The sequence below is a fragment of the Paenibacillus sp. JGP012 genome (assembly GCF_014203995.1).
GTDB lineage: Bacteria > Bacillota > Bacilli > Paenibacillales > Paenibacillaceae > Paenibacillus > Paenibacillus silvae.
The window spans coordinates 59,357-82,040 of sequence record NZ_JACHKG010000004.1 but is presented as its reverse complement, the minus strand read 5'-3'; the positions used below and the strand labels follow the sequence as shown (position 1 = coordinate 82,040).

At 46.0% G+C, this 22,684-nt stretch carries 17 protein-coding genes and 2 pseudogenes; 11 read left to right on the top strand and 8 right to left on the bottom strand.

Annotated elements, in window-relative coordinates; translation table 11 throughout:
- A pseudogene (locus HNR77_RS30200) lies at positions 1-514 on the bottom strand (YVTN family beta-propeller repeat-containing protein); the annotation flags it as partial.
- A 324-nt stretch (positions 515-838) separates the two neighbouring features.
- On the opposite strand from HNR77_RS30200, the gene HNR77_RS06920 reads away from it, so the two are divergent.
- The 7 genes and pseudogenes from HNR77_RS06920 (at position 839) to HNR77_RS06890 (ending at position 10,545) form a co-directional block, all read left to right on the top strand.
- A complete protein-coding gene (locus HNR77_RS06920) occupies positions 839-2,863 on the top strand; it encodes an AraC family transcriptional regulator (protein WP_184182038.1) in 2,025 nt (674 codons plus the stop codon).
- A 107-nt stretch (positions 2,864-2,970) separates the two neighbouring features.
- Positions 2,971-3,214: pseudogene (locus tag HNR77_RS06915) on the top strand (alcohol dehydrogenase catalytic domain-containing protein); the annotation flags it as partial.
- A gap of 223 nt (positions 3,215-3,437) precedes the next feature.
- Complete coding sequence (locus HNR77_RS06910) at positions 3,438-4,253, top strand: alpha/beta fold hydrolase (RefSeq protein ID WP_184182036.1); 816 nt, start codon at positions 3,438-3,440, stop codon at positions 4,251-4,253.
- 239 nt (positions 4,254-4,492) lie between these two features.
- Complete coding sequence (locus HNR77_RS06905) at positions 4,493-5,188, top strand: ankyrin repeat domain-containing protein (RefSeq protein WP_260410374.1); 696 nt, start codon at positions 4,493-4,495, stop codon at positions 5,186-5,188.
- Between the two features lie 231 nt (positions 5,189-5,419).
- Positions 5,420-6,403, top strand: coding sequence for a phosphotransferase (locus HNR77_RS06900; RefSeq protein WP_184182034.1), 984 nt, complete (start codon positions 5,420-5,422; stop codon positions 6,401-6,403).
- Between the two features lie 609 nt (positions 6,404-7,012).
- Entirely contained in the window at positions 7,013-8,947 is a 1,935-nt protein-coding gene (locus tag HNR77_RS06895) for a carbohydrate-binding protein (RefSeq protein ID WP_184182032.1), read from the top strand.
- A gap of 32 nt (positions 8,948-8,979) precedes the next feature.
- Positions 8,980-10,545 carry a glycoside hydrolase family 43 protein gene (locus HNR77_RS06890; protein WP_184182030.1) on the top strand — a complete coding sequence of 522 codons (1,566 nt, stop codon included), beginning with the start codon at positions 8,980-8,982 and terminating at the stop codon, positions 10,543-10,545.
- 266 nt (positions 10,546-10,811) lie between these two features.
- Here HNR77_RS06890 and HNR77_RS06885 read toward each other — a convergent pair whose 3' ends face one another.
- Entirely contained in the window at positions 10,812-11,345 is a 534-nt protein-coding gene (locus tag HNR77_RS06885) for an NAD(P)H-dependent oxidoreductase (protein WP_184182397.1), read from the bottom strand.
- Positions 11,346-11,388: 43 nt separating this feature from the next.
- Between HNR77_RS06885 and HNR77_RS06880 the strand changes: the two genes are divergently transcribed.
- Positions 11,389-11,646 (top strand): winged helix-turn-helix transcriptional regulator, encoded by a 258-nt coding sequence (locus HNR77_RS06880; RefSeq protein WP_184182396.1) that lies wholly within the window; start codon positions 11,389-11,391, stop codon positions 11,644-11,646.
- Positions 11,647-11,761: 115 nt separating this feature from the next.
- Positions 11,762-12,481 (top strand): SDR family oxidoreductase, encoded by a 720-nt coding sequence (locus HNR77_RS06875; protein WP_184182028.1) that lies wholly within the window; start codon positions 11,762-11,764, stop codon positions 12,479-12,481.
- 67 nt (positions 12,482-12,548) lie between these two features.
- Here the strand turns inward: HNR77_RS06875 and HNR77_RS06870 are convergent, their stop codons facing one another.
- Complete coding sequence (locus HNR77_RS06870; protein ID WP_260410373.1) at positions 12,549-13,583, bottom strand: leucine-rich repeat domain-containing protein; 1,035 nt, start codon at positions 13,581-13,583, stop codon at positions 12,549-12,551.
- Positions 13,584-13,807: 224 nt separating this feature from the next.
- Here HNR77_RS06870 and HNR77_RS06865 point away from each other — a divergent pair, with 224 nt between their 5' ends.
- Positions 13,808-15,880, top strand: coding sequence for a methyl-accepting chemotaxis protein (locus tag HNR77_RS06865; protein ID WP_184182026.1), 2,073 nt, complete (start codon positions 13,808-13,810; stop codon positions 15,878-15,880).
- Between the two features lie 112 nt (positions 15,881-15,992).
- On the top strand, positions 15,993-17,165 hold the full coding sequence (locus tag HNR77_RS06860; protein ID WP_184182024.1) for an aminotransferase class I/II-fold pyridoxal phosphate-dependent enzyme: 1,173 nt from the start codon (positions 15,993-15,995) through the stop codon (positions 17,163-17,165).
- A 78-nt stretch (positions 17,166-17,243) separates the two neighbouring features.
- Here HNR77_RS06860 and HNR77_RS06855 read toward each other — a convergent pair whose 3' ends face one another.
- The 5 genes from HNR77_RS06855 to HNR77_RS06835 form a co-directional block, all read right to left on the bottom strand.
- The gene (locus HNR77_RS06855) at positions 17,244-19,295 is read right to left on the bottom strand and encodes an iron ABC transporter permease (protein ID WP_184182022.1); all 2,052 of its coding nucleotides are present in this window, start codon (positions 19,293-19,295) and stop codon (positions 17,244-17,246) included.
- On the bottom strand, positions 19,292-20,293 hold the full coding sequence (locus HNR77_RS06850; RefSeq protein ID WP_184182020.1) for an ABC transporter substrate-binding protein: 1,002 nt from the start codon (positions 20,291-20,293) through the stop codon (positions 19,292-19,294). Before HNR77_RS06850 ends, HNR77_RS06855 begins: the two co-directional genes overlap by 4 nt.
- Before the next feature lie 208 nt (positions 20,294-20,501).
- A complete protein-coding gene (locus HNR77_RS06845) occupies positions 20,502-21,044 on the bottom strand; it encodes a CueP family metal-binding protein (protein WP_184182018.1) in 543 nt (180 codons plus the stop codon).
- A 406-nt stretch (positions 21,045-21,450) separates the two neighbouring features.
- Positions 21,451-21,963 carry a hypothetical protein gene (locus HNR77_RS06840; protein ID WP_184182016.1) on the bottom strand — a complete coding sequence of 171 codons (513 nt, stop codon included), beginning with the start codon at positions 21,961-21,963 and terminating at the stop codon, positions 21,451-21,453.
- 26 nt (positions 21,964-21,989) lie between these two features.
- Positions 21,990-22,490: a hypothetical protein gene (locus HNR77_RS06835; protein WP_221443732.1), complete on the bottom strand. Its 501-nt coding sequence runs from the start codon at positions 22,488-22,490 to the stop codon at positions 21,990-21,992.
- Positions 22,491-22,684: the final 194 nt, after the last annotated feature.

The following is a 22,684-nucleotide window of genomic DNA, read 5'->3' as shown; positions in this document are numbered from 1 at the left end:
ACAGACCTGTCGCTCCCGTTGCACCGGTTGCACCTGCAAGACCTGTCGCTCCCGTTGCACCGGTTGCTCCCGTCAGACCTGTCGCTCCCGTTGCACCTGTCGAACCTGTTGCACCTGTAACTCCAGCGGTACTAGGTATTTCGCCCAGCAATTCCGCAGAAACCAAACGATGGGCTGTTACCAAGGAATCTGTGCTGCTTTTCCCCCATACAGATACTTGAACGGGATCATTAGCGGTTGCTGTTGTAGTGAACGTGAATTCAAACGCATCCAAATTAGCATAGTAGTTGTTCGTTATCACTTGATTTGGCGCAATGTCAAAAGATTCATTGATATACAGAACTCTCAACCCGCCACTCATATAATACCCTTGTATTTGTACATTGGAGACTATAACATCGCTGCGATTATCAATTCTGACCGTTACTGTCTGAGTCGGTCTTACACCATTAACAGAATTATTTTCAATTGGCCCTGTAGATAAAAAGCTCATCGCTATATTCCCTTCTTTCAAGAAGTTTTCTCCACTAGATGTTCTTATCTGATTTTTCGTGCTCCACTACCCGGTGTATGCATCTACAACAGCCCGAATCACTAATCCAATCGTTACCCTTTTGTGAACCTTTTACTCTAGCATTTTTGACATTCCAGATCACATAATAGTCATATTCATTCACTAAACCAGCCGTGTGGACAAAAGACAGGGGATAATTAACGATTATCCATCACCAAGGAAGAGGATTAATTATGAAAAGGCAGGAGCCTACATCTTTGTGGGGTATGAATTGATCCCTTTTATGATGTGGAGAAAATATCCTGTTCAAATCATGAGTAAGCAATGAAAATAGATTATAGTCCAATCAAGAATGGGTTTACAGTTTTACGGAAGGGAGCCACTCCATTGAAAGCAACCATAGATACACAAGAACAGCTGTTAATCTGGCATCGGGCAGCATTAAGCATTATGGATATACGACACATTACAATAGAAGCTGGCGATCGGCACTCTCCTTATTTGTTTCCAGCAAGCGCCTTTCTGTACGTAACACATGGCAGTGCAACGGTAACTTTAGATGGTACTGAACATGTCTCCAAACCTTTTTATATATTACATGGAGGAAAAGGTACTCGTCTGGATATCACCCTGACCAGTGATGCCTTTCATTATTATCTGATTCTGTACAAGGCTTTCTTGCCCAACCCGGTGGATCTGCGGGTCCTTCGACATATGGATCCACATATGCCATTCCGCGTTCAGTATGGCTTTATTCCTCTCCACCCTGCTATCTTATACAAACTGGCTGAACAGATGCTTAGCGAATGGCATACAACCAAGCGATTAGAGCATCTTCATGTCAAAACAATGTTTTATCAATTCACCTATGAATTGCTCAGACAAATGGATCAGCAGAAGGTCCATACCACCTATCCCAATCTCACATCTCAGCTCATAAATTACATCCAGGAGTACTATGCTGAGCCATTAACCAGGGAAACGCTCGCCCACACCTTTCACTATAGCAGTGCTTATCTGTCAAAATGCTTCAAGCGTGAAACCGGCACAAGTATTATTGATTATTTGATAAGTGTTCGGGTCACTAAAGCTAAAAAATTGCTGCTTCAAACCAGCTTGTCTTTACAGGAAATCGCAGCAAGTGTCGGATATCCAGACGTCTCCTACTTTATTCGCATATTTAAAAAGCATACTGGAATTACGCCAAAACAATATAAAAGTGAAACACGCTCACAGAAAAAAAGCGCTAATGATCCTATCATAAAGCTCGGATCATCCATTGCCCCTCGTAAACTTCGTCGTTATATTGAGAACAGCACTGAGAATCATTATCAAAACGATGAAAGAGGAGATTTACGAATGTTTAAACGCAAATTACCTGTCGGCATTACGCTGCTGTTATGTCTGACTCTTTTGGTCACCGCCTGCTCCAAACCAGCAAGCACAACTTCAGCAAGTGACAGCGCCACCAATACTTCTGCACGTACAAATACAACGTCCAGCACAACAACGGGCAGCGCTTCTGAATGGATTACTTACAATGCGATTAACGGCGAAGTAAAAATCCCCAAAAATCCACAACGTGTCGTTATGGTAGCAGGGGCATTCACCGGGCATTTGTTAGCACTTGGCATTAAACCCGTTGGAGCAGGAGATGAATCTTTCAACAGTTATACGGAAGGGAAACTCAATGATGTTGTAAACATAGGCAATGACGTGCCTTATGAGAAAATAATGGAGCTGCAGCCAGATTTAATCGTGGTTTGGAATGATGCAGAAGCCATTGAAAAACTGTCCAAAATTGCACCGACCGTTGCTGTTGAATACGGAGTTCCTTTTCGTAAGCAATTGATCGAGTTTGGCAAAATGACAGGCAGAGAAGAACAAGCAAAAGCTTGGATTGCGGACTGGGATGCCAAGATTGCTAAATACAAGCCACTGGTGAGAAAAGCGGTTGGTGATCGTACCGTGTCCATCTTTGATTCAGGAAGTGCCAAAGAATTTTATGCCTATGGCAGCTTCGGCAGAGGTGGAGATATCATCTATGGAGAGTTTGATCTAAAGGCTCCCCCTATCATTCAAAAAGAGGCCATTGATAGCGGTAAGGGCTGGGCCAAACTCTCTCTTGAATTGTTGCCCCAATACGCAGGGGATTACATTTTCATTAGTGGCTGGACAGGTGATGAAAGTGCTGCTCCAATTTTTGAAGGTACGATCTGGGAGAGTCTTCCTGCTGTGCGCAACCAGCATGTTTATAGGGAAGATAGCCGCGGCTTCGTGTTCAGTGATCCCATTTCGCTGGAAGCCCAGCTTGAATTTGTTGTGAAAAGCTTAACCGACATGGAGTGAAGAACATTTGCATATTTTTACAAACAGCTTCAAATCCTATGAGATGGTTGGGACATCCTGGACCCAATAATAAATTGATGCCATTCGCTATTAAAGGAGAATCCCACATGAAGGCAGCCATCGTCACAAAGGATAAAAGGGTTTGTGTAGAGGAAAAACAGCTGCGCCCCTCAATCATGGAGAAGCACTCGTTCAGATGGAATATTGCGGCGTGTTCCACACAGACTTACACGTGAAAAATGCGATTTCGGTGATGTTACAGGCAGGGTGCTTGGGCATGAAGGGATTGGGAAAGTCATTAAGGTAGGGGAAGGCGTGACAAGTCTAGAGATTGGGGATCGAGTCAGCATGGTGATTGATTTTACAACTTAATGCGAATTACACAAACCGACAGGCTATGATGATGACATCGTAGCCTGTTTTTTTATGTTCTTTTATGGTCTTTATAAATGCTAAATAATCGTCCTCCTGTCGTAGACACAAACTATTCACTTACAATTATTGGTGTTTTGTAGTAGACTTTTTATTGTAAATATATAGTTATTATATTATAAATTTAGGAGGAATTTTTGCGATGAATCGTTATTTCTCATTATTGCTAAGTGTCTGTTTGATTTTTCTTAGTATTGCTCCCTTCGCAGAAGCAAAGCCGAATCAGGTTGGCTCAAGCGGACTTTATGAAGTTAGCACAGGTGTTTCTTTATATGCTGAGATTCAGGGCGTAAAAACCTCTCTTCCCACCGTTGTTTTCATTAGCGGGTATGGTGATGATTCATCCGTCTGGTCTGATATGCAATCCGAGATTTCCAAAACAACGTTAACTGTATCCTATGATCGGGCCGGACTTGGTCTTAGTGACGACACTGCCAAGGATAAAACGACAAAACAGCAAGTGAAAGAACTACATAAGCTTTTGCGAAAAGCTAATATTCCAGGGCCGTATGTACTGGTAGGCCACAGTCTCGGCGGGGTGAATGTGAGAGCATTTGCCGACCGTTATGCAGATGAAGTTGCAGGCGCTGTTCTGATCGACGCCTCTCATGAGAAGCAGGAGGAAGCCATTTTAGCCACCCTGCCTGAAGAGATTAAAGAATTATATTTATCACAATTTACTGTTGAGGGAAGCTATAAGGATGTCATTAAAAGCTTCCAATACGTTGAAAAGCTGCGTGCCAAAGATACATTGCGTGATCTTCCTTTAACCGTTATTTCTGCAACAGAACATGGTATGGGACCAGAAATGGAATTGAAATGGGCAGAAATGCAGCTGGATTTGGCTTCATTGTCCAACCATTCTACTCATGTCATTGCTCAAGGATCAGGGCACTATGTATACCTTGACCAGCCCGAGCTTGTGAAGCAACAAATCCTCACCATGCTTGCACAATAGAAAACGGGTATGTATCAGTGAATAGATCACGTGGAGTGATATATATTACGCTGGGACTGGTTAAACAATAGGCTCCAGAAGGAGGCTATTTGAATTATTCGCTGCATCTGTCTTTAAAGCTTTGCCGGCACGCTGCTCACTATTATACTTTCTTTACGTTCTTTTGCTTGCGAGTGACACGAGCCATTCAGACAGGTGATACTTCCTCTTTGGAACAGCTTTTATTGGATCACTCCGGGTTGGCAAAAACAAGAATTCTGGAACGGAACCCTCAGAACAAAGGGGCCTGCTCAACGGTTTCCCGGACGCTGCTGCATATAGCCACAGACTGGCCGGGTCATTTTCCCAATGTAACAAAGACGATTCGTATGTTGACTGGATACGGTGCTGAAGTTAACGCCCCCATGCTGGGTGCAAATCACGAGACCCCCTTGCATTGGGCTGCAAGCTGTGATGATGTACAGGCGCTGGATGCTCTGATTGATGCTGGCGCTGACATTGAAGCATCCGGAGCCGTGATTGCCGGGGGAACACCGCTGGACGATGCAGTTGCATTTGCACAGTGGAATACCGCAAGGCGTCTGGTTGAACGCGGAGCTCTTACCGCACTTTGGCATGCAGCCGCACTCGGACAGATCGATGCCATCAAAAACCATTTTAAAGGAAAGACACTACCGGAATATTATCCTTGGACTTCAGGTAGCTCTTCCGCTCCATCAGATACAGTAAATATATCTTTCTGGTGTGCTTGTCATGGGGGCCAGCAAGCAGCAGCAGCATACCTTCTCCAGCAAGGCGCTGAACTGAACTGGGCTGCTGCCTGGGATGGCTCAACACCATTGGATACAGCCCAGCGAAATGGTTTCGCTGACTTGGTTACTTGGCTTGAACGACAGGGAGCTAAAGGTGCAGGTGATATCAATCGTGAGATATGAACAGCTAGGCTTATCGCAACAAGCAGTTAATTTCAGCACAAATAAGGGGCTGGGTGCACTCAAACATATTGAGTCGCCCAGCCCCTGCTTATGTATATTTTGTTTGTAAGAGTACAGACCTTAAGCAACACTATAACAGAAAGCAAAGAAACAGTCTATATTTTCAGGCGTGATCTGGTCTATATTTAGATTGCTGGCCGGCGAATTTAGTTTAAAAAGGAGCGTCACGCAATGAAATCTAATCCTCACTTTAGTCACCACGAATTACAGGAATACGTACACTCTGTCTTCGGCCATGATTATCACGCTGCTGAACAAACTCGAATACAGGGCGGGGCTCAAAAAGTCATTTATAAAGTAAATTTCACCAATGGCTTCTCCTGTCTGCTCTACATTTGGGACATTTCTTCCAACTATTTTCAAGACGAACTTCTGAAGGAATCTACATTCCAAAACTCTTACGGCAGTTCACTATTTTCGATGAATACGGTTTTTCTAAGAAATCATGGTATAATGACACCTGCTTTATATGATATGAGAAATGGCAGAAACGGATTTGAATTCGACTTCGCTCTGGTCGAGTATATTGAGGGGCATTCAGCTGAAAGCTATTTTCAGCATCATGACACCCCAGACAAGCATGCGTTATTTCAAGAGATCGGTAATATGGTATCCAGAATGCATGCAATTGAAAGAGAACACTACGGGAAAGCCAACGATTACAAAATAAAAGAGCTCACCTGCTTTAAGTTGAAGCAAGACGATGCGATAAATGCCTTATTCTATGCCTCCAAACATATAGCAATGATCAAAGAAAATCATGACCATTTATTGCACAAACTCGCTCAATTGGAATCACGAATTCAACCGCGTGCCCGTCATCATTTCATCCATGATGAGCTCGGACCCAATCACATTATAATAGATCATAAAATGCAGCCATACCTGATTGATATTGAAGGTGCAGGGTTCTTTGACCTAGAACATGAACACAGCTTTCTGAAGCTTCGATTCGGTGAATATTATCGTTATTTTAAAAAAGAAAATCTTGATTCTGCACGGCTGTCATTCTATCGGTTATGTCATCATTTATCCTTGGCCTCAGGGGGGTTAAAGCTTCTTCACAGACACTTCCCCGATCGGCAGTTTGCCAGGAATCTTGCTGCATACCATGCAGGGCAAGCGATAGAGATGCTTTCACATAACCGAGATTAATCGTTATTACCATTCGTCGGGAACATCTAGTTTATAGATCACAAAAAAACTAAAAGCCTGGCATACAACGCCAGGCTTCCATGAGCTAATAACAGCCTGATTCCAATCATAACATTATGAGGTATAACGATAAACATTCAGAAGTTAGCACCTAAATGTATTCCCTGTTGCTTCTACTTTGTTTTACATTTTTTGTTATAAAGTGATTGTATTCTTTTCAAAATGTGATATGATATCGTCAAAACAATAAACATTTTAAAGAAAATATGAAAAATAATTACATCAAAACCCCTTCCAATCTTCCGACACCCGTTTCTAAACCATCTTATTGAAAGCGATTACAAACAACAACCTGACAGATTATAGTTAAAAGTATTAACACTCCAGCAGTTCCCTTTCTTACTTTGGGTTAAAGCTGTGCACCTGCCACCTTGTTGTTGTTCTCATCTTGTGCAGGTCACTCAGCTTGAGCCATAGATCACATCTTGAGCACGAATCCAAACGCTAATTCAGAAAGGAGGCTTTGTTAAGAAAACCCTCTCCATCGTTGCAAGCGCTTCAATTCAACTTTTTAAGGTACCATCATCCTAATCCAATGGAGGCGAACGTATGATTCGTAAACGCTTAGCTCTGCTCATGTCCCTCATACTGGTGTTTGTCATGATGCCTATGGAATCAAGCTATGCAGCCAATAATGCTGTTGCCAAAACACCTGTGAATGCTAACCCCCTGGTTGATCATAAGCTGGGAGCGGACCCTTATGTGCTGGTGCACAACAATCGGGTCTATGTTTATATGACGGGAGATACCTACCTGTATAACAACGATGGCTCTGTCAGAGAAAATAACTACGGTACTATCGGAAGAATCAGTGTGATCTCTTCAGCTGACATGGTGAACTGGACGGACCACGGTTACATTCCAGTAGCTGGCGCCAATAATGCCAATAATGGACAAGGCATTGCCCGTTGGGCAAGTCAATCCTGGGCTCCAGCGATTGCCAAAAAAACCGTTAACGGCAGAGAAAAGTTTTTCCTGTATTTTGCTAACTCGGGTGCAGGCATTGGTGTACTCTCGGCAGACTCCCCAATTGGTCCCTGGTCTGATCCAATTGGACGGGCACTCGTAACTCACGGAACACCCGGAATGTCAGGCGTAACCTGGCTCTTCGATCCGGCTGTACTGGTGGATGACGATGGCTCGGCATATTTATATGCTGGGGGCGGCATTCCGAACGAGAGTAACGCGGCCTCCATCGCCAATCCCAAAACATCTCGGGTCATTCGTCTCGGTGCCGACATGACCAGTGTTGTGGGCAGCGCAACAACCATTGATGCCCCTTATATGTTTGAAGATTCAGGCATTCATAAATACAACGGCAAATACTACTATTCGTATTGCATCAATTTTGCAGGAAATCACCCGGCAGCCTACCCTAAAGGTGAGATCGGATATATGGTAAGTGACAGCCCAATGGGTCCTTTTACGTATAAAGGTCATTTCCTCAAAAATCCGGGCACCTTCTTCGGTGTTGGCGGCAACAACCATCATGCTGTGTTCCAGTTTAACAATCAATGGTACGTCGCATATCATGCACAAACGGTCAGCAAGGCTTTCCTCGGAGATGGCAAAGGCTACCGTTCCACACACATCAACAGGCTGACGCATAATGCAGATGGTACGATTCAGGAGGTACAAGGCAATATGACTGGTGTGCCGCAGACGGCCAACCTCAACCCGTATGTGCGCGTGGAAGCTGAAACCATCGCCTGGCAAGCAGGCATTAATACACAGCCAAGTCAGGCAAGCGGCGGACCAACATCCAATCAGAACGTAACCAACATCCATAATGGCGACTGGGTTGCTGTAAGCAATGTCGATTTCGGCTCAACAGGAGCTTCCAAATTCAAAGCGAACGTGGCTTCTACCGGCAATGGTAACATTGAGCTCCGACTTGGCAGTCCGACAGGCACCCTGATTGGTACACTTAACGTAACATCTACGGGCGGGGCACAGACCTGGCGTGAGTTGGAAACCAACGTTAACAATACGACCGGCATTCACAATCTTTATCTTGTGTTCACCGGTTCAGGTAGTGGAAATCTGTTCAATCTGGACTACTGGCAGTTCACCTCCGGTTCAGGGGGAAATCCAAATCCTAATCCTAACCCGAACCCTTCTGTGACACGGATTGAAGCGGAAAATATGACTGTAGGCGGTCCATACGCAGGTGTGATCAGTTCGCCTTTTAACGGAGTTGCGCTGTATGCAAACGATGACTATGCAGCCTACAATCAATATTTTGCCTTTCCAACACATCAGTTCTCTCTAAGAGGAGCTTCCAACAATAACAGTACAGCCCGTGTCGATCTGGTGATCGGCGGTGTAACGGCAGGTTCATTTTATTTTACCGGAACACAATCAACGGTGCAGACGCTTTCCAACATCACACATGCTACGGGGAATCAGGAAGTAAAGCTCGTTGTAACCACAGATAATGGAACCTGGGATGCTTACATTGATTATCTGGAATACTCTCTATAATTTGTGATCATGACTTTCAGGGAGGCATCGTTATGTGGAAAAAAATCGGAGCGCTTCTGCTCACCATTCCCTTGCTGTTGACAGCATTGCCTCTAACTCATCAGCCCGCCTATGCGGCGACTTTTAACAATCCGGTGCTTTATGCAGACGTGCCGGACAGTGACGTCATTCGTGTAGGCAACGCCTTTTATATGACCAGCACCACCATGCATATGAATCCAGGCGTACCTGTCATGAAGTCGTACGATCTGGTCAACTGGAGCATTGTAAACTACGTGTATGACACACTTGGCAACGGCGATGTGCAGAATTTGAATAATGGTCAAAATGAATATGGACGCGGCTCCTGGGCGAGCAGCCTTCGCTACAACAATGGAACCTATTATGTAGCCTTCGGCTCGCTTTCCACGGGAAGGACCTACATCTACCAGACGAACAATATTGAAACTGGACCGTGGACGCCATATACCTTAAACAGCTATTATCATGATCCGTCCCTGCTTTTCGATGGAAACCGGACCTTTCTTGTGCACGGCAGTGATAACATCAGTATTGTGGAACTAACACCGGATGCCAAAGCCGTCAAATCTGGAGGACTGAATCAGGTACTGATTCCGAATGCCAGCAATATCGCCGGCTCCAATATGATCGTTAAGGCTGAAGGGGCACATATCCAGAAAATTAATGGCATGTATTATGTATTTCTGATTGCCTGGCCGGCAGGTGATGGACGAATCCAGCTTGCTTATCGTGCAAATACGTTGACAGGTCCCTATACTGGAAAAGTTGTGTTAAGAGATTCCGGTATTGCCCAAGGGGGGATCGTAGACACGGCCTCCGGGGTCTGGTACGGTATGCTGTTCCGTGATAGCGGAGCCATCGGACGCATCCCTTATCTGGTTCCGGTCACATGGTCAGACAACTGGCCTGTATTCGGAGTTAATGGCAAAGTCCCGATGACCATGAACTTGCCAGTGGATGGCCAGCCAACGACCAAAATTTACGGCTCGGATGAATTCAATGCCGCTTCTGGCTCGCTGGGTCTCTCAAAATTTTGGCAGTGGAATCACAACCCTGATGCCAGCAAATGGTCCTTGAGCCAGCGGCCAGGCTTCCTGCGTTTAACCACAGGCAAGCTCAGCAAAAACATTTTGGAAGCACGCAATACGCTGACACAGCGTACCATTGGTCCAAAAAGCACGGGCATTACCGCGCTGGAAACAGCGGGTATGAAGGACGGAGATTATGCCGGACTCGCTGCGTTCCAGGCCAAATATGGTTTTGTTGGGGTTAAGATGAACGGCAACAACAAATCCATCGTCATGGTTAATGCCAGCTCGGGCACGATGACTGAAGTCGCAAGTGTACCTTTGAATCAAAACAAGGTCTATCTGCGAGTCATATGTGATTTTACGAATCAAACGGATAAAGCTTATTTTGCTTACAGTCTGAATGGAACCAACTGGACTACCATTGGCAACACACTGCAAATGTCGTACACGCTGCCACACTTTATGGGCTATCGGTTCGCATTGTTTAACTATGCGACCAAATCTACCGGAGGGTATGCCGACTTCGACTTTTTCCGTATAGAGTAGCCTTTAGGGCGTGTCTGAAAACTCTGAAGGAAGCAGATTTTGCTGAATTTTCGTTCCAAGCCAGGAAGTTTTCCGCAGGCGTGCCGGGGCACGTCAAGGGAAACTGACGCAGCAGGGGGCGAAAAGGCGGTAAAAGATGCACTTCAGTAGGTTTCAAGACACGCCCTAGTCAGCCTTCAGATGAAATTACGCTGTACGCAACCACATCTGATGACCTGGACTTCACTTTTCGTGGAGCCAGGTCATTTTAGTTTTGGTTTTGATCTTCACTTTCTGAACTGCCTGATATAGCGAATATATTCTTTCGCACTTTGGTCAATTTCTTCATCGGTTGCCCGAAACGAGGCACCAAAGACAGCATAATGCGGCAAGGCCATAACGCCGACATGATTCATACTCGCCTTGAAGGGTGCAACCAGCTCCTCCACACTGAAGCCAACCGACATTGTTGTTGCATAATTTCCCTCTTTGTCTCCAATGGAGATGGCAAGCCCCATCCGCTTTCGGTGCAGACGATCTCCCTTTGATCCGTATGCCCAGCCATGAGTGAAAACGTCATCCAGCCATTTTTTAAGCAGTGGCGGGTAGCTGTACCAATAGAACGGAAATTGTAAAATGATATGCTCGTGCACCTCCAGCAGTTTTTGCTCGCGAACAACATCGATGCTCCAGTCAGGATAGGTCCGATATAACTCGTGAATGTACACCTCCTCTGCATGCTGCTCCAGCTCCTTTTTCCAGCGTTGATTCACCCTTGAAGCAGCTATATTCGGGTGTGCCAGAATAACTAATGTTTTCATACGTCGATCCATTCCTTTCTCCAAAAAAAGATTGCATGTTTGAATACGAACCATTATCCACTGTGCCAGACCAAAAGAAAATACACACAATGAAGTAAGATGCTTACCTCAAAGACTGGAACGCGATGGCCTTGTCAAAAGGCATGTCTATCAGCAGATGCCTCCGAAAGTAGAATATAGTCTTACTGAATACGGGGTAACAGCCAATACAATTGTCGATGTGATGTGTGCCTGGGGAAGAGATAATATCACGTTCAGACAGAAGCGGGGAGAAGAGATTGTACTGTTATCTGAAACATGAAACATGCCTCATTCAACCTTCATGTTCCATACTGCACCTTTATAGTAAAATTTATGGTGATACCATATTAATAATCGGGTTGGTACAAACGATCACATAAGGGGGATTTTCAAAAATGAAAAATTTTATTGTGTTTGGGGCCAGTAAAGGACTGGGTGATGCATTTGTCAGAGGATTGCCGCAGGCTGGTGATAAAGTATGGGTTGTATCTCGCAGCAGGCCGGAAAGCCTGAAGCTGGACGATGGTGTGCAGCGGATATGGATTCAGGCGGATCTCTCCGAGCTTCAGGCCGCCCGGCACATTGCAGAACAGCTGCGCGGCGAAACGCTGGATGTTCTTATTTATAACGTGGGCATCTGGGAAAAGGAAGGATTCGAGGAGCATTATACCTTTGATGAGGATGAACCTGCCGATATTCAACAGCTGATTCATGTCAACGTAACGTCCACCATTGTATGTATTCAGGCACTGCTGCCTCAACTGCGGCTGTCAGCGGCAGGCAAAATTATTGTGATTGGCTCAACCGCCGGTCTAAGCAATGCGGTCAGCACGCAGGTTTCTTTTGTCGCCTCCAAGTTTGCATTACGGGGTATCACAGAAGCTTTACGCGAACATACCAGGAAGGACCGCATTGCGGTAACATGCATTAACCCAGGCGAGCTGGCGGCAGAGATCCCGTACGAAGCAGGTGCAGAACGTGCATTGTCCGAGTACGGCGGGACACGCATCCCTCTTCAAGACATCGTGTCCATCGTACAGTGTGTTGTCAGCCTGTCCAACGCAGCCTGTGTCAAGGAGATTAACGTGCCTGCGCTTACCGATCTGAACACATAGGGCAGAAAGCTGGATCCATACTGCGCCTTCAATCTAAATCTGATGGCTATCCCCTTCACATTATTCTCTATGTCAAGTATCGGGATATATGCTCGATCGCCATGGACTGTACTCGATCTTGTTCCGGAATATGCTCATACAGAATATGCGACTTTCCTTGCTGTATGAGCTGTTCACGCATAGCAGCAATGCGCCCTTTATTAAAATCGATGAAGCGAAAATCGATCTGGCGCAGCCGCTCTAGCTCTGACAGCCGGGCGAATGATTCTGCTTTAAGTGCAGTATTGATCTCCTTCAGTTCCAGCGCTTCAAGAGCTGTGGCAGTCCACAAACACTCCATATCCCGAAGCGATTTCATATAACTGAGCTCGAGCTGTCTGAGCCGGGGCATTTGGGAGAAATCACATAATTGCTCCAGCTTGGACAAGGATAAATGCAGAAATTCCAGTCCAGGCATACGTTCCAGTCCATGGATACTTGTCAGCTTCCGCACGGAGCTAAGCTTGAGTATACGGATGGATGACGGTGCCAGTATCTCCAGTTCGCTTCTCAACTCACAGTTATCAAGAGACAAATATTGAAGCGTTGGCAGCGCTGCTAATGCGTCAAGACAATCGACCGGGCAGTTCAGGATGAGCGTCTCCAGAGACTTGCATTTCTCGATGGAGGTCTGGCTTTCAAATTTCCCATGCAGCTCAAGATACGTTAACTGTGTGAAATGTTCAATAAAACTCAAATCCGTAGCCTTGGCTGGGGAGTTTATAATGAGAAAAAGCATCTGACTCATTGCACCTAAAATATTAAAATCCTGCTTCTGGGAAACATGCAGCTGTAAAGCAGACACATGTTTCAACTGCGCCAAGCGTCCGAGGAAACTGGATTCGTATTTTGCATGGACATCTGCATTAGAGATGTGAAGAATGAGATCGGGTCTGGCTGAGAAAACCTTCGCATCCAATTGGGCCAGATCCTCAACCGTATCCACACCGACACGAAAATGAACCGTCGCCCTGCGCCGCAAATGCTGAACGGCCTGATTCATCTTCTCTTCATTCCAGGGCATTCCTTGCATTGAAGCATGCCAAATCTGGGTCATCTTCATCTTTCCTCCTCCTGCCTCCGTCTATATCTAAATCATACGCCATCATTTCATTTCATTTCATTTCATTATAAACGAATTCCATTAAAGGAACGATCCTGCGAATTACATCAAAATTGAATTAAAATATTTTTCATTCGACAAAAATATACACAAATCTATATGATATGCCGACATATAACTCAGGAGTTTAGCGCTTCTTAATTAAACATCTGGGGAGATGGAATATGTTAAACATTTTAAAAAAACGGGGAAAAGCGGGGACACGCAAAGCCAGTATGGCGAATACGCTGTCCATTGTATTATTGGTGATCATTGTCGTTGTGTTCGCTGTACTTGGAACATTTGTGTTCACGAGTACAAAAGACATCATGGTTCATCAGCAGGAATCCATGCTCCAGACCAAAACACAAGCCATTGTCAGTGAATTTGATGCACTGTTTAAAGAAAAAGGCGCACTGGTCAAACAAATGTCAACGAACAAATTATTCAGGCAATACATAGAAACAACCAATTCAGCGGCAGAAGCATCCACGTCCACTTATGCTGAGGAAACAAAGGAAACACTTGCCGCTATCGTGGAGGCTGAGCCTTCGTTTGCAGATGCATGGGTTGCCGGGCTGGGTGGAAAAGGCTTCTGGATTCAAAATGACGGCGTAGTCTCTGCACCTGATTTTGATATTCAGGCGCGTCCATACTATCAGCCGCTGAAAGAAGCCGATGGACTCTACTATTCTGACCCGTATATAGATATTGCCGCAGGCAGTGTGCTTATGGGCATTTTCTATCCAATCAAGGATGAGAACAACAATATGATCGGTTTTGCAGCAGCCGATATTGCATTTAAAGATATTCCGAACATTATGAAAAGTTATTCTTTGGGCAGCACAGGTTATTCCATTTTGCTCTCCAAGAGCGGAGAAATTCTGTACCATCCGGATGAGAGCAAGGTGCTGAAAGAAAACATCCTGAAGAGTCAAGGCGATATGGCTGAAGTCGGTAAAAAAATGATCGCTGGAGAATCAGGCATCACCTTGATAAATGACAATGGGGAAAAGCGTTACATCGGCTATGCAACCAGCAAAGATACCGGATGGTCGGTAGGCTTGACCATCTCCGAGAAAGAGGTTTTGGAGGAGCTCAGCCAGTTTACCACCTTGACTCTGGCGGGATTCATTGTAGCCACCTTGTTGCTTGTAATTATTAGTAATATTACCCTTCGCGGTCAGTTGCGCACGATTCCGCAGCTGCTGGGCAAGATCAAACAGATCGAGCAAGGAGATCTCACAGTCAAACTCGATATCAAGTCCAAGAACGAGATTGGACAGATTGCCGAGGGACTGAACTCCATGGTGCATAAAATTCAGGGTATGCTGCAGATTGTGGGCAATTCAGCACAAGTTCTCAATCAATCCTCCAATGACCTGCAATCCATATCTTCAAGAACCGCAGTGACGATGAATGATACATCCACCGCGATTAACGAGATTGCCAATGCAACCAACTATCAATCCATTGAAACCGAAAATATTTTACGCAAAACAGGCTCATTGTCAAACCAGATTGATGAGATTGCCGCCGATGCACAGGCTATGGGAGCTATGGTACAGACCTCTGCCGATCAAAGCGGTCATGGCCTGGCCGTCGTAGAACAATTATCCAGATGGTCCGATGAGAACCATACCTCAACTCAGGCTGTATCCTCTATTATTCAGGAGATCGATCAGAGCCGGAATGAAATATCCAGCTTTGTCGATACGGTGAAACAAATTGCCTCACAAACCAATCTGCTTGCCCTTAATGCCTCCATTGAGGCTGCACGTGCTGGAGAGCATGGCAGAGGATTCGCTGTTGTGGCAGAAGAGGTTCGCAAGCTGGCTGAACAGACTGCACTGGCTACAGAGGAAATTAACAAAAAGGTCAATGTGATCGAGGAGAAAACCTCTCTATCGGTTGAACATACCGTGCGTGGCCTGAACATTGCTGAAGAGAACGCGAGGTCCGTGGAGAATACCAAGCAGGTGTTCTACACCATTAACAAGGACCTGAAGGAGCTGCAGCTCCGCATGCAACAGATTACAAACAGTACAGCCAGTGTGCATCAGCACAAGGACGAAATATTTCAGGCGCTGGAGGTTATCTCCTCGACCACCGAAGAGAACTCTGCTTCAACCGAAGAGGTAAGTGCAAGTACACAGGAGCAGCTCGATAGCATTCAACAGGTGGCTGATCTGTCCAATGAGTTGAATCAGCTGTCTGCCAAGCTTCAGGACGAATTAAGTCACTTCAAGGTAAAATAAGCTGATTATCTCTCTGCCTTCTCTGCTCTTCTCTGCTCTTCTCTTTTGTGCGTTATGCATTTATTATTAATAAATATGCGTACGAAGAGCATTGGAGGCTGATGGAATCAACATGAAATTTGCAAAACGAATGAATCACTTTAGTGAAGGCATCTTCACCAAGCTGCTGGACATCAAGCGTCGCCGGCTGGAACAGGGACAGCCCGTCATTGATCTTAGCGTCGGGACACCCAACATTCCACCGGCTCCGCATATTATGAATGCACTCTGTGAGGCAGCGGCTGATCCGGCTAATTATATTTACGCAGTCAACGACCAAAGTGAGCTGCTGCAGGCCGCAAGTGACTGGTATAAAGAGCGGTATAACATTGAACTGGACCCGCAGACAGAAATTTGCTCACTGCTCGGCTCCCAGGAGGGGCTTGCACATATCTCCCTCTCGATCGTGGATGAAGGTGATCTTGTACTCGTTCCGGATCCCTGTTATCCGGTGTTCGCAGATGGTCCTCTTCTGGCGGGGGCAGAGCTCTACTACATGCCGCAAAAAGAAGAATACAACTACGTTATTCAGCTGCATGAAATCCCCGAAGCTGTCGCAGAGCGAGCCAAATTCATGCTGGTATCGTATCCGAACAACCCGACTACAGCGATGGCCCCAGACTCCTTTTATGAAGAGTTGATTGCCTTTGCCAAGAAATACAGCATTATCGTGCTGCACGATAATGCGTACAGCGAGCTTGTATTTGACGGCAAAACATGTGGCAGCTTCCTGGCTTACCCGGGTGCCATGGATGTGGGGATCGAGTTCAACTCCTTGTCCAAAACCTATGGACTGGCTGGTGCACGAATCGGTTTTTGTCTAGGCAACGCTAACGTTGTCTCTATGCTGAAAAAACTGAAATCCAATATGGATTACGGTATGTTTATTCCAATTCAGCGGGCGGCAATTGCTGCTATTACAGGTGACCAAACGGATGTAGGACGGGTTAGAGCCATCTACGAGAAACGGCGTGACATGCTATGTGAAGGCTTTGCGAAATTAGGCTGGCTTATTGACAAACCGGAAGCCACCATGTTTATCTGGACCCGCATTCCTGCGCATTACGATACTTCGGAGCAATTCGCGACGGAGCTTGTTACCAAAGCAGGTGTCATTGTTACGCCAGGCAGTGCCTTTGGCCCATCAGGTGAAGGCTATGTCAGACTGGCTCTCGTTCAGGATATCGAGCAGCTGCAGCAAGCCCTTGACGCTGTAAGAGACAGTGGTATCCTGATGGCTGATTAGGTTCAACTGGTAAGCTGTATGCAAGATGTGCAAAAAGTTAAAAGCACCAAACCCGTATGAAAGGGTTTGGTGCTTTTTTTATTTTATCGCTTTGCGCCAGTTCGAACGGTACATCAGGTACAGGAAGTACGGTGTGCCAATGATTGCAATCAGAATACCTGACGGTATTTCGGTTGGAGCCATTACCGTTCTGCCAATCGTATCGGCGAGCACCAGCAGAACTGCCCCGGCCAGTGCCGACAGGAACATGGACTGTCTCAGCTTGTGTCCTGTTAACAGCCGAACCATATGTGGTGCGATAAGACCGATAAATCCGACCGTACCTACACAAGCGACGGCGCCAGCCGCAAGCAAAACACCTGTTGCCATCGCGAGCAGACGAGTACGCCGGACGTTCATGCCAAGCCCGGAAGCGCTGTTGTCATCAAACACCAGTAGTTCGAATCTGCGGGCAAGCCACCAGGCGATCGGAATCAGAATCAGCAGGAATATGCCAATGACCTTGACCTGTTCCCATGTACGGGCATACGTACTGCCTGTGAGCCAGATGTAACCACTGCTGCCGTAGACGGCTCCGCGTACAATCAGAATCTGAATGCCCGCGCCGGCTATAGCTGACATGGCAATCCCCAGCAGTACAACAGCGGATGGATTCAAGCCTTTTTTCCATGAGAGCGAAAATACAACTGCTGCTGCAATGGCTGCACCCGCAATAGCTGCAGCAGGCAGCACATACATCGGCAGACCAGGCCAGAGTATGAACACCATCATTGCTCCCAGCCCTGCGCCTGAAGATACCCCGACGATGGAAGCATCGGCCAGCGGATTACGTACTGCCATCTGAATCAGTACACCGCTGATGGCGAGAGCAGCGCCCGCCCCGGCAGCCACCAGCGTACGCGGGATGCGAAGCTGCACAAGTGCAGAGAACATGCCATCTGACTGGAACAGGCTCGGCAACAGCTCAGCCAGAGGAATACGCATTCCACCAAACATGGTACTAAGCAACAGCAGCAGAATCGTAATCGCTGTGAAAAGAATAGCCAGCGGCATGAAGGCGAAGCGGCGCACACGCCCGCCAGTGCTCATAGATGTTGTCATGCCGCCGCCATTCCCGGCTTTCATGCGGGTAAGCACCAGCCAAATCAGCCAAGGCGCACCAATGATTGCCATAACAGCGCCTGTTGGCAGCTCCATGCTGGAGTTGTGTACCATTTTGGCAAGCACATCCGCTCCAACCAGCAGCGCTGCCCCCCAGATGAATACACCAGGGATCAACAATCGATTGGAGCGCACACCACTCAGACGGACCAAATGTGGAGCTACCAGACCGACGAAGCCGATGGGGCCAATGACACTGACAATCACAGCAGCCAGAATAACGGCAATGATGAGTCCACCTGTCCGGGCAAGTCCAACTCTCTGGCCGAGAGAGGAAGCAGTAGATTCATCCAGCTCCAGCATATCCCATTGCTTGGACAAAAGCAGCGCGATCAGCGTAACTCCAATAACCCACGGCCAGGCATATTTCACACCCGTCCAGTCATTTTGAACAAGTGTCCCTGAACCCCACAGAAATAATCCCTGCGTCTCCATGGAGAAAAAAATATGTAATGCGCTCGTAAATGAACCAAGGATCATCGACACAATCATACCGGACAATGCCAGCCTTACCGGAGTGGATGTCCGTCCACCACCCATAAAATAAGCGGCAAACGCAGCAAGCAGGCCACCCATGGCAGCAAAAAGAAATGGCGACTGACTGAGTACACTCGGAAAAAGAATAGCGCCGAGCACAACGACAAAGTAAGCCCCGGCATTGATGCCAAGCGTGTCTGAAGCAGCCAGCGGGTTGCGCGTAATCGTTTGTAGCAATGCTCCCGCAACAGCAAGTGCTCCACCGGCAAGGATGCCAATAACGGTACGCGGCATACGCAAATCCCAAACCATATTATGCTCAAGCGTCCCTTGTCTGTTCGTAAGCGCACCCCAGACGTCATGCAAAGAAATGGCGGCCTCACCATAACATAAGCTTACAAAAAAAAGCACGATAAGGGCGGTCAGACCGCCCCCATAGATGCTTAACATACGCCAGTTCACGGCTGGCTTGGCTCCTTGAAGCGAGCTCATTTGGTAATCGCCTCAACTACACCGTCAACCAGCACTTTGGACGAAATCGGTCCGCCAAAGGTCCATGTTGTACTGCCCAGCTGGTACGTACGTTTTTCCTTCACAAAGTTCAAACCGTTCCATACCGAATTATTTTTCATCGCCGTTCCAAACACGTCATCATCCGGTTGTGTAATATAGATAAAATTACTGTCCTGTACAGCGGATAAGGATTCGATGCCTACAGTAGAGAAACCGTAATTTTCAAGCTTGTCCGGCTGCCAATCATTGACCATGCCAATCTTGTTCAGGGTACCTGCTACGACCGAGTTATCCGAGAACATACGCAAGGAAGCCGCGTTTTGATATGTGAATGCCTGTGTCAAAGCATAATGGAAATTTTCTTTACCGGCTGCAGCCAGCTTTTCTTTGGCCTCTGCATAGTGCTGATCCAGACCGCTCAAAACTTCCTTCGCTTTATCTTCTTTGCCCAGAACAGCTGCAATGGTATTAAAAATAGTCGTCATCTTATCATAGTTATAACCTTCACCATCGTATGGATCAAATTCCAGCGTTGGTGCAATGGCGTTCAGCTGATCATACACATTCGTATTGTTGTCCGCATTAGCAATAATCAGATCCGGCTTGAGTGCGGCAATAGCCTCCATATTCGGTTCACTGCGGGTTCCGATATCTGTTACGCTGTCATCCAGAGCAGCTTCATTTGTTACATACACTTTGTAGTTTGCATTATCAGCATTGCCGACAGGCTGAACCCCCAAGGCAACGACATCCTCTGTATACGTCCATTCAAGAGTGACAACACGCTTAGCCGGCTTGTCCAGCGTAAACTCTCCACGCTTATGCTGCACCGTAATCGGACCAGCAGTCTCTTCAGCAGGCGCACCGCCGGAAACAGCGTCTTTACTCGGTTCTGATGTGGTAGCTGCCTTACCGCAACCTGCCAGCACCAGAACAAATGCCATCATAATCAATAGTGCGTGTAACCCTTTTCTCATATCTCTTGTCTCCCCTGTTTGTATGTATTTATATGATAACAATTATCATTATCACTAATGAGTTCTATTTTGTCAATGCTCTTGCCTATATCTTTCTACTGCTTCACTTAAGCAAAAAAAGGAAAGGCATGGCTTGCAGTCCATCCTCTCCCCGTATCCATTGAACCTCTCTTATTTGAAAGTACCAGCTTAAAATAAACCAGATACCTCACATTAACTGCATTGTAGTGATGCAGGTTTGGTCATCTGGGTATGTAGACAGCTGCTTCTCGGCCACCTTGCCATCCTGAACGATACGGATCAGATAGGTACGGTCCCTCGGCACCCATAAATCCATGAATCCGTTCGCTCCAGACTTTAATACTTCATCTTTCATGAATGTGTTTCCTTCAGAATCATGAAGCGTCACCGTGAACTCCTCATTTACCATCTCGCCCTGACAGCCCGTTAAACTATGAATTTCACAGGGATGGGTCTGCTGCACGTAAGGAGCAATGGACAGAAAAAATTCATTTTCCGGCAGGGTGTAAGTCGTTTCCTTATTCCCTGCATCTGTCACGGTCAACGTTGTAGCACTAATCGAAGCAGACTGCGGTTTCTCCCGACCTGTACTGATATCCTCTACCAGCTTTCGAATATCCGTCCCTTCGGCCTGCTCAGCCTTATCTCTGCCTGCTGTGTTTGCAATCAGAAACGTTCCAAGCAGAATCAAAACGGCAGCACTTGCAATCATCCATAATGGCTTTTTCATCAGGCAACTCCCTTCTTCTTTCCTCTAATTATATAAATAAATTACCTTTAAAAGGGATATGTCCAGCATCGTTCACCATTTTTTCATATTTTTGGTTCTTATTCATATATAGAAAAAAAACCTGCTTATCATATAGAAAAAGAAACCTGCCTATCACATAGAAAAAGAAGCCTGCCTATCACATCTGTGATCAGCTTGCTTCTTCGGTTCTTTCTTGTTCCTCAGCAGGAATATGGAAGGATTGCCAAACGGGGATTATTTTGCAGGGGTTGTGCTTGCACGGAGCTGTTCATTCAGCTTCAATACATTTTCAAACTTGAAAATGCGCCCACCTTTTTCAGGTCTGTTGTAAGAATTCGGAATTGGAATCACGTAGTTTTCACCTCCTTTCAGGTTCATTGGTCATTCAGACAGATCGGGACGTCGTTTGAATCTTCAGATAAACCAGTAAAGGCTCTAAATTTGCCGTATATACATGCTCCGTTCTACCATTACGTACCTGAACATCAGTCCGTACAGCAAATTTGCTGTACAGCCGATTGATATAACGGTTGTTTGCGGCAGCGTGAAACTGTATGGTCTGAACATCCCTGTTCTCCTCACAAATCCATAAGACGACATCTCGAAGGCCTGCAAAAAACACTCTGCTGCTTCGGTACTTTTTAACCAGTACGGCCGAATCAATAAAAGCCGTGTGCACATTCTCCATGTAACGATACTGGATGAACGCGCTGAGCTGGCCCTGATCATCATCAAACAAGAGCAAATGAGTTTGCTGAATCGTATCAATTAAATGAAATAAGGCGTCATGAAGCATATACTGCTCATCGAATTCATCACTGTTTGCCAAATAAAATCGGGCAAATCGGGCATAATCCTCATCTTTTAAGGAATGATGGCCCTTTAACTGCAAAATCAAGATGACCTCATCCTTTCCTTACCCTTCTACACACAAACTTCACGTTCAAACGAAGCAAGATACGCCCGAAGCTCAGCAAGCTTTACAGCATAAGCACTTAACGTGCCTGCTCCAAGTGTTTTACTGGATACTTGTTCTGCAAATTTGGAGAACAGCCGATGCATGCTCCCATCATGAGGAGCCCAAAATCGAATTTCCTGTACAGGCACAACCTCATGCACATGATCATCCAGATGCTGTACCAGAAACCGTAGCCCCTCAATAAAAATTTGGCTGCCGCGATGTTTGTTTACAATAAAAGCGACTTGCAGTTGTACGACATGCTGATCCTCATAATTCTGCTCTCCCGTACCATGAATAAATCCAAATGCACCTGCTGTCTCATCTTCTTCATCAAAACACAATATTGCACTACCGGTCATAAATAGCGGACTGGAGATGTAGCTTAGCGTTGTCGAAAAAGAATAAGGTAAATTGAGCTCACTATAATGAGCCAGCAGAAAGTCCATATATCGATGCTGGTACATAAAAGTTATGCAGTCCGAAAAGTAATACTTCATAAACCATTTTCCTTCCTGATTGCCGGGTCTTAATGCCTATGTATTATGTGGACTATTGTACTTAGAGAAGTTTAAGTTTTGTTTAAGTTCATCAAAATTCAGGAAATTTTTCTTTCGACAAGCGGGACAATGCATCTATAATAAATATACAAATTTCCCCT

What these genes read in the sequence shown, in the direction of transcription:
- HNR77_RS06850 (WP_184182020.1), bottom strand. Translation starts at nt 20,293, where the DNA reads ATGAGAAAAGGGTTACACGCACTATTGATTATGATGGCATTTGTTCTG.
- HNR77_RS06920 (WP_184182038.1), top strand. Translation starts at nt 839, where the DNA reads ATGAAAATAGATTATAGTCCAATCAAGAATGGGTTTACAGTTTTACGG.
- HNR77_RS06895 (WP_184182032.1), top strand. Translation starts at nt 7,013, where the DNA reads ATGATTCGTAAACGCTTAGCTCTGCTCATGTCCCTCATACTGGTGTTT.
- HNR77_RS06890 (WP_184182030.1), top strand. Translation starts at nt 8,980, where the DNA reads ATGTGGAAAAAAATCGGAGCGCTTCTGCTCACCATTCCCTTGCTGTTG.
- HNR77_RS06835 (WP_221443732.1), bottom strand. Translation starts at nt 22,490, where the DNA reads ATGTACCAGCATCGATATATGGACTTTCTGCTGGCTCATTATAGTGAG.
- HNR77_RS06845 (WP_184182018.1), bottom strand. Translation starts at nt 21,044, where the DNA reads ATGAAAAAGCCATTATGGATGATTGCAAGTGCTGCCGTTTTGATTCTG.
- HNR77_RS06870 (WP_260410373.1), bottom strand. Translation starts at nt 13,583, where the DNA reads ATGAAGATGACCCAGATTTGGCATGCTTCAATGCAAGGAATGCCCTGG.
- HNR77_RS06855 (WP_184182022.1), bottom strand. Translation starts at nt 19,295, where the DNA reads ATGAGCTCGCTTCAAGGAGCCAAGCCAGCCGTGAACTGGCGTATGTTA.
- HNR77_RS06910 (WP_184182036.1), top strand. Translation starts at nt 3,438, where the DNA reads ATGAATCGTTATTTCTCATTATTGCTAAGTGTCTGTTTGATTTTTCTT.
- HNR77_RS06860 (WP_184182024.1), top strand. Translation starts at nt 15,993, where the DNA reads ATGAAATTTGCAAAACGAATGAATCACTTTAGTGAAGGCATCTTCACC.
- HNR77_RS06885 (WP_184182397.1), bottom strand. Translation starts at nt 11,345, where the DNA reads ATGAAAACATTAGTTATTCTGGCACACCCGAATATAGCTGCTTCAAGG.
- HNR77_RS06875 (WP_184182028.1), top strand. Translation starts at nt 11,762, where the DNA reads ATGAAAAATTTTATTGTGTTTGGGGCCAGTAAAGGACTGGGTGATGCA.
- HNR77_RS06865 (WP_184182026.1), top strand. Translation starts at nt 13,808, where the DNA reads ATGTTAAACATTTTAAAAAAACGGGGAAAAGCGGGGACACGCAAAGCC.
- HNR77_RS06900 (WP_184182034.1), top strand. Translation starts at nt 5,420, where the DNA reads ATGAAATCTAATCCTCACTTTAGTCACCACGAATTACAGGAATACGTA.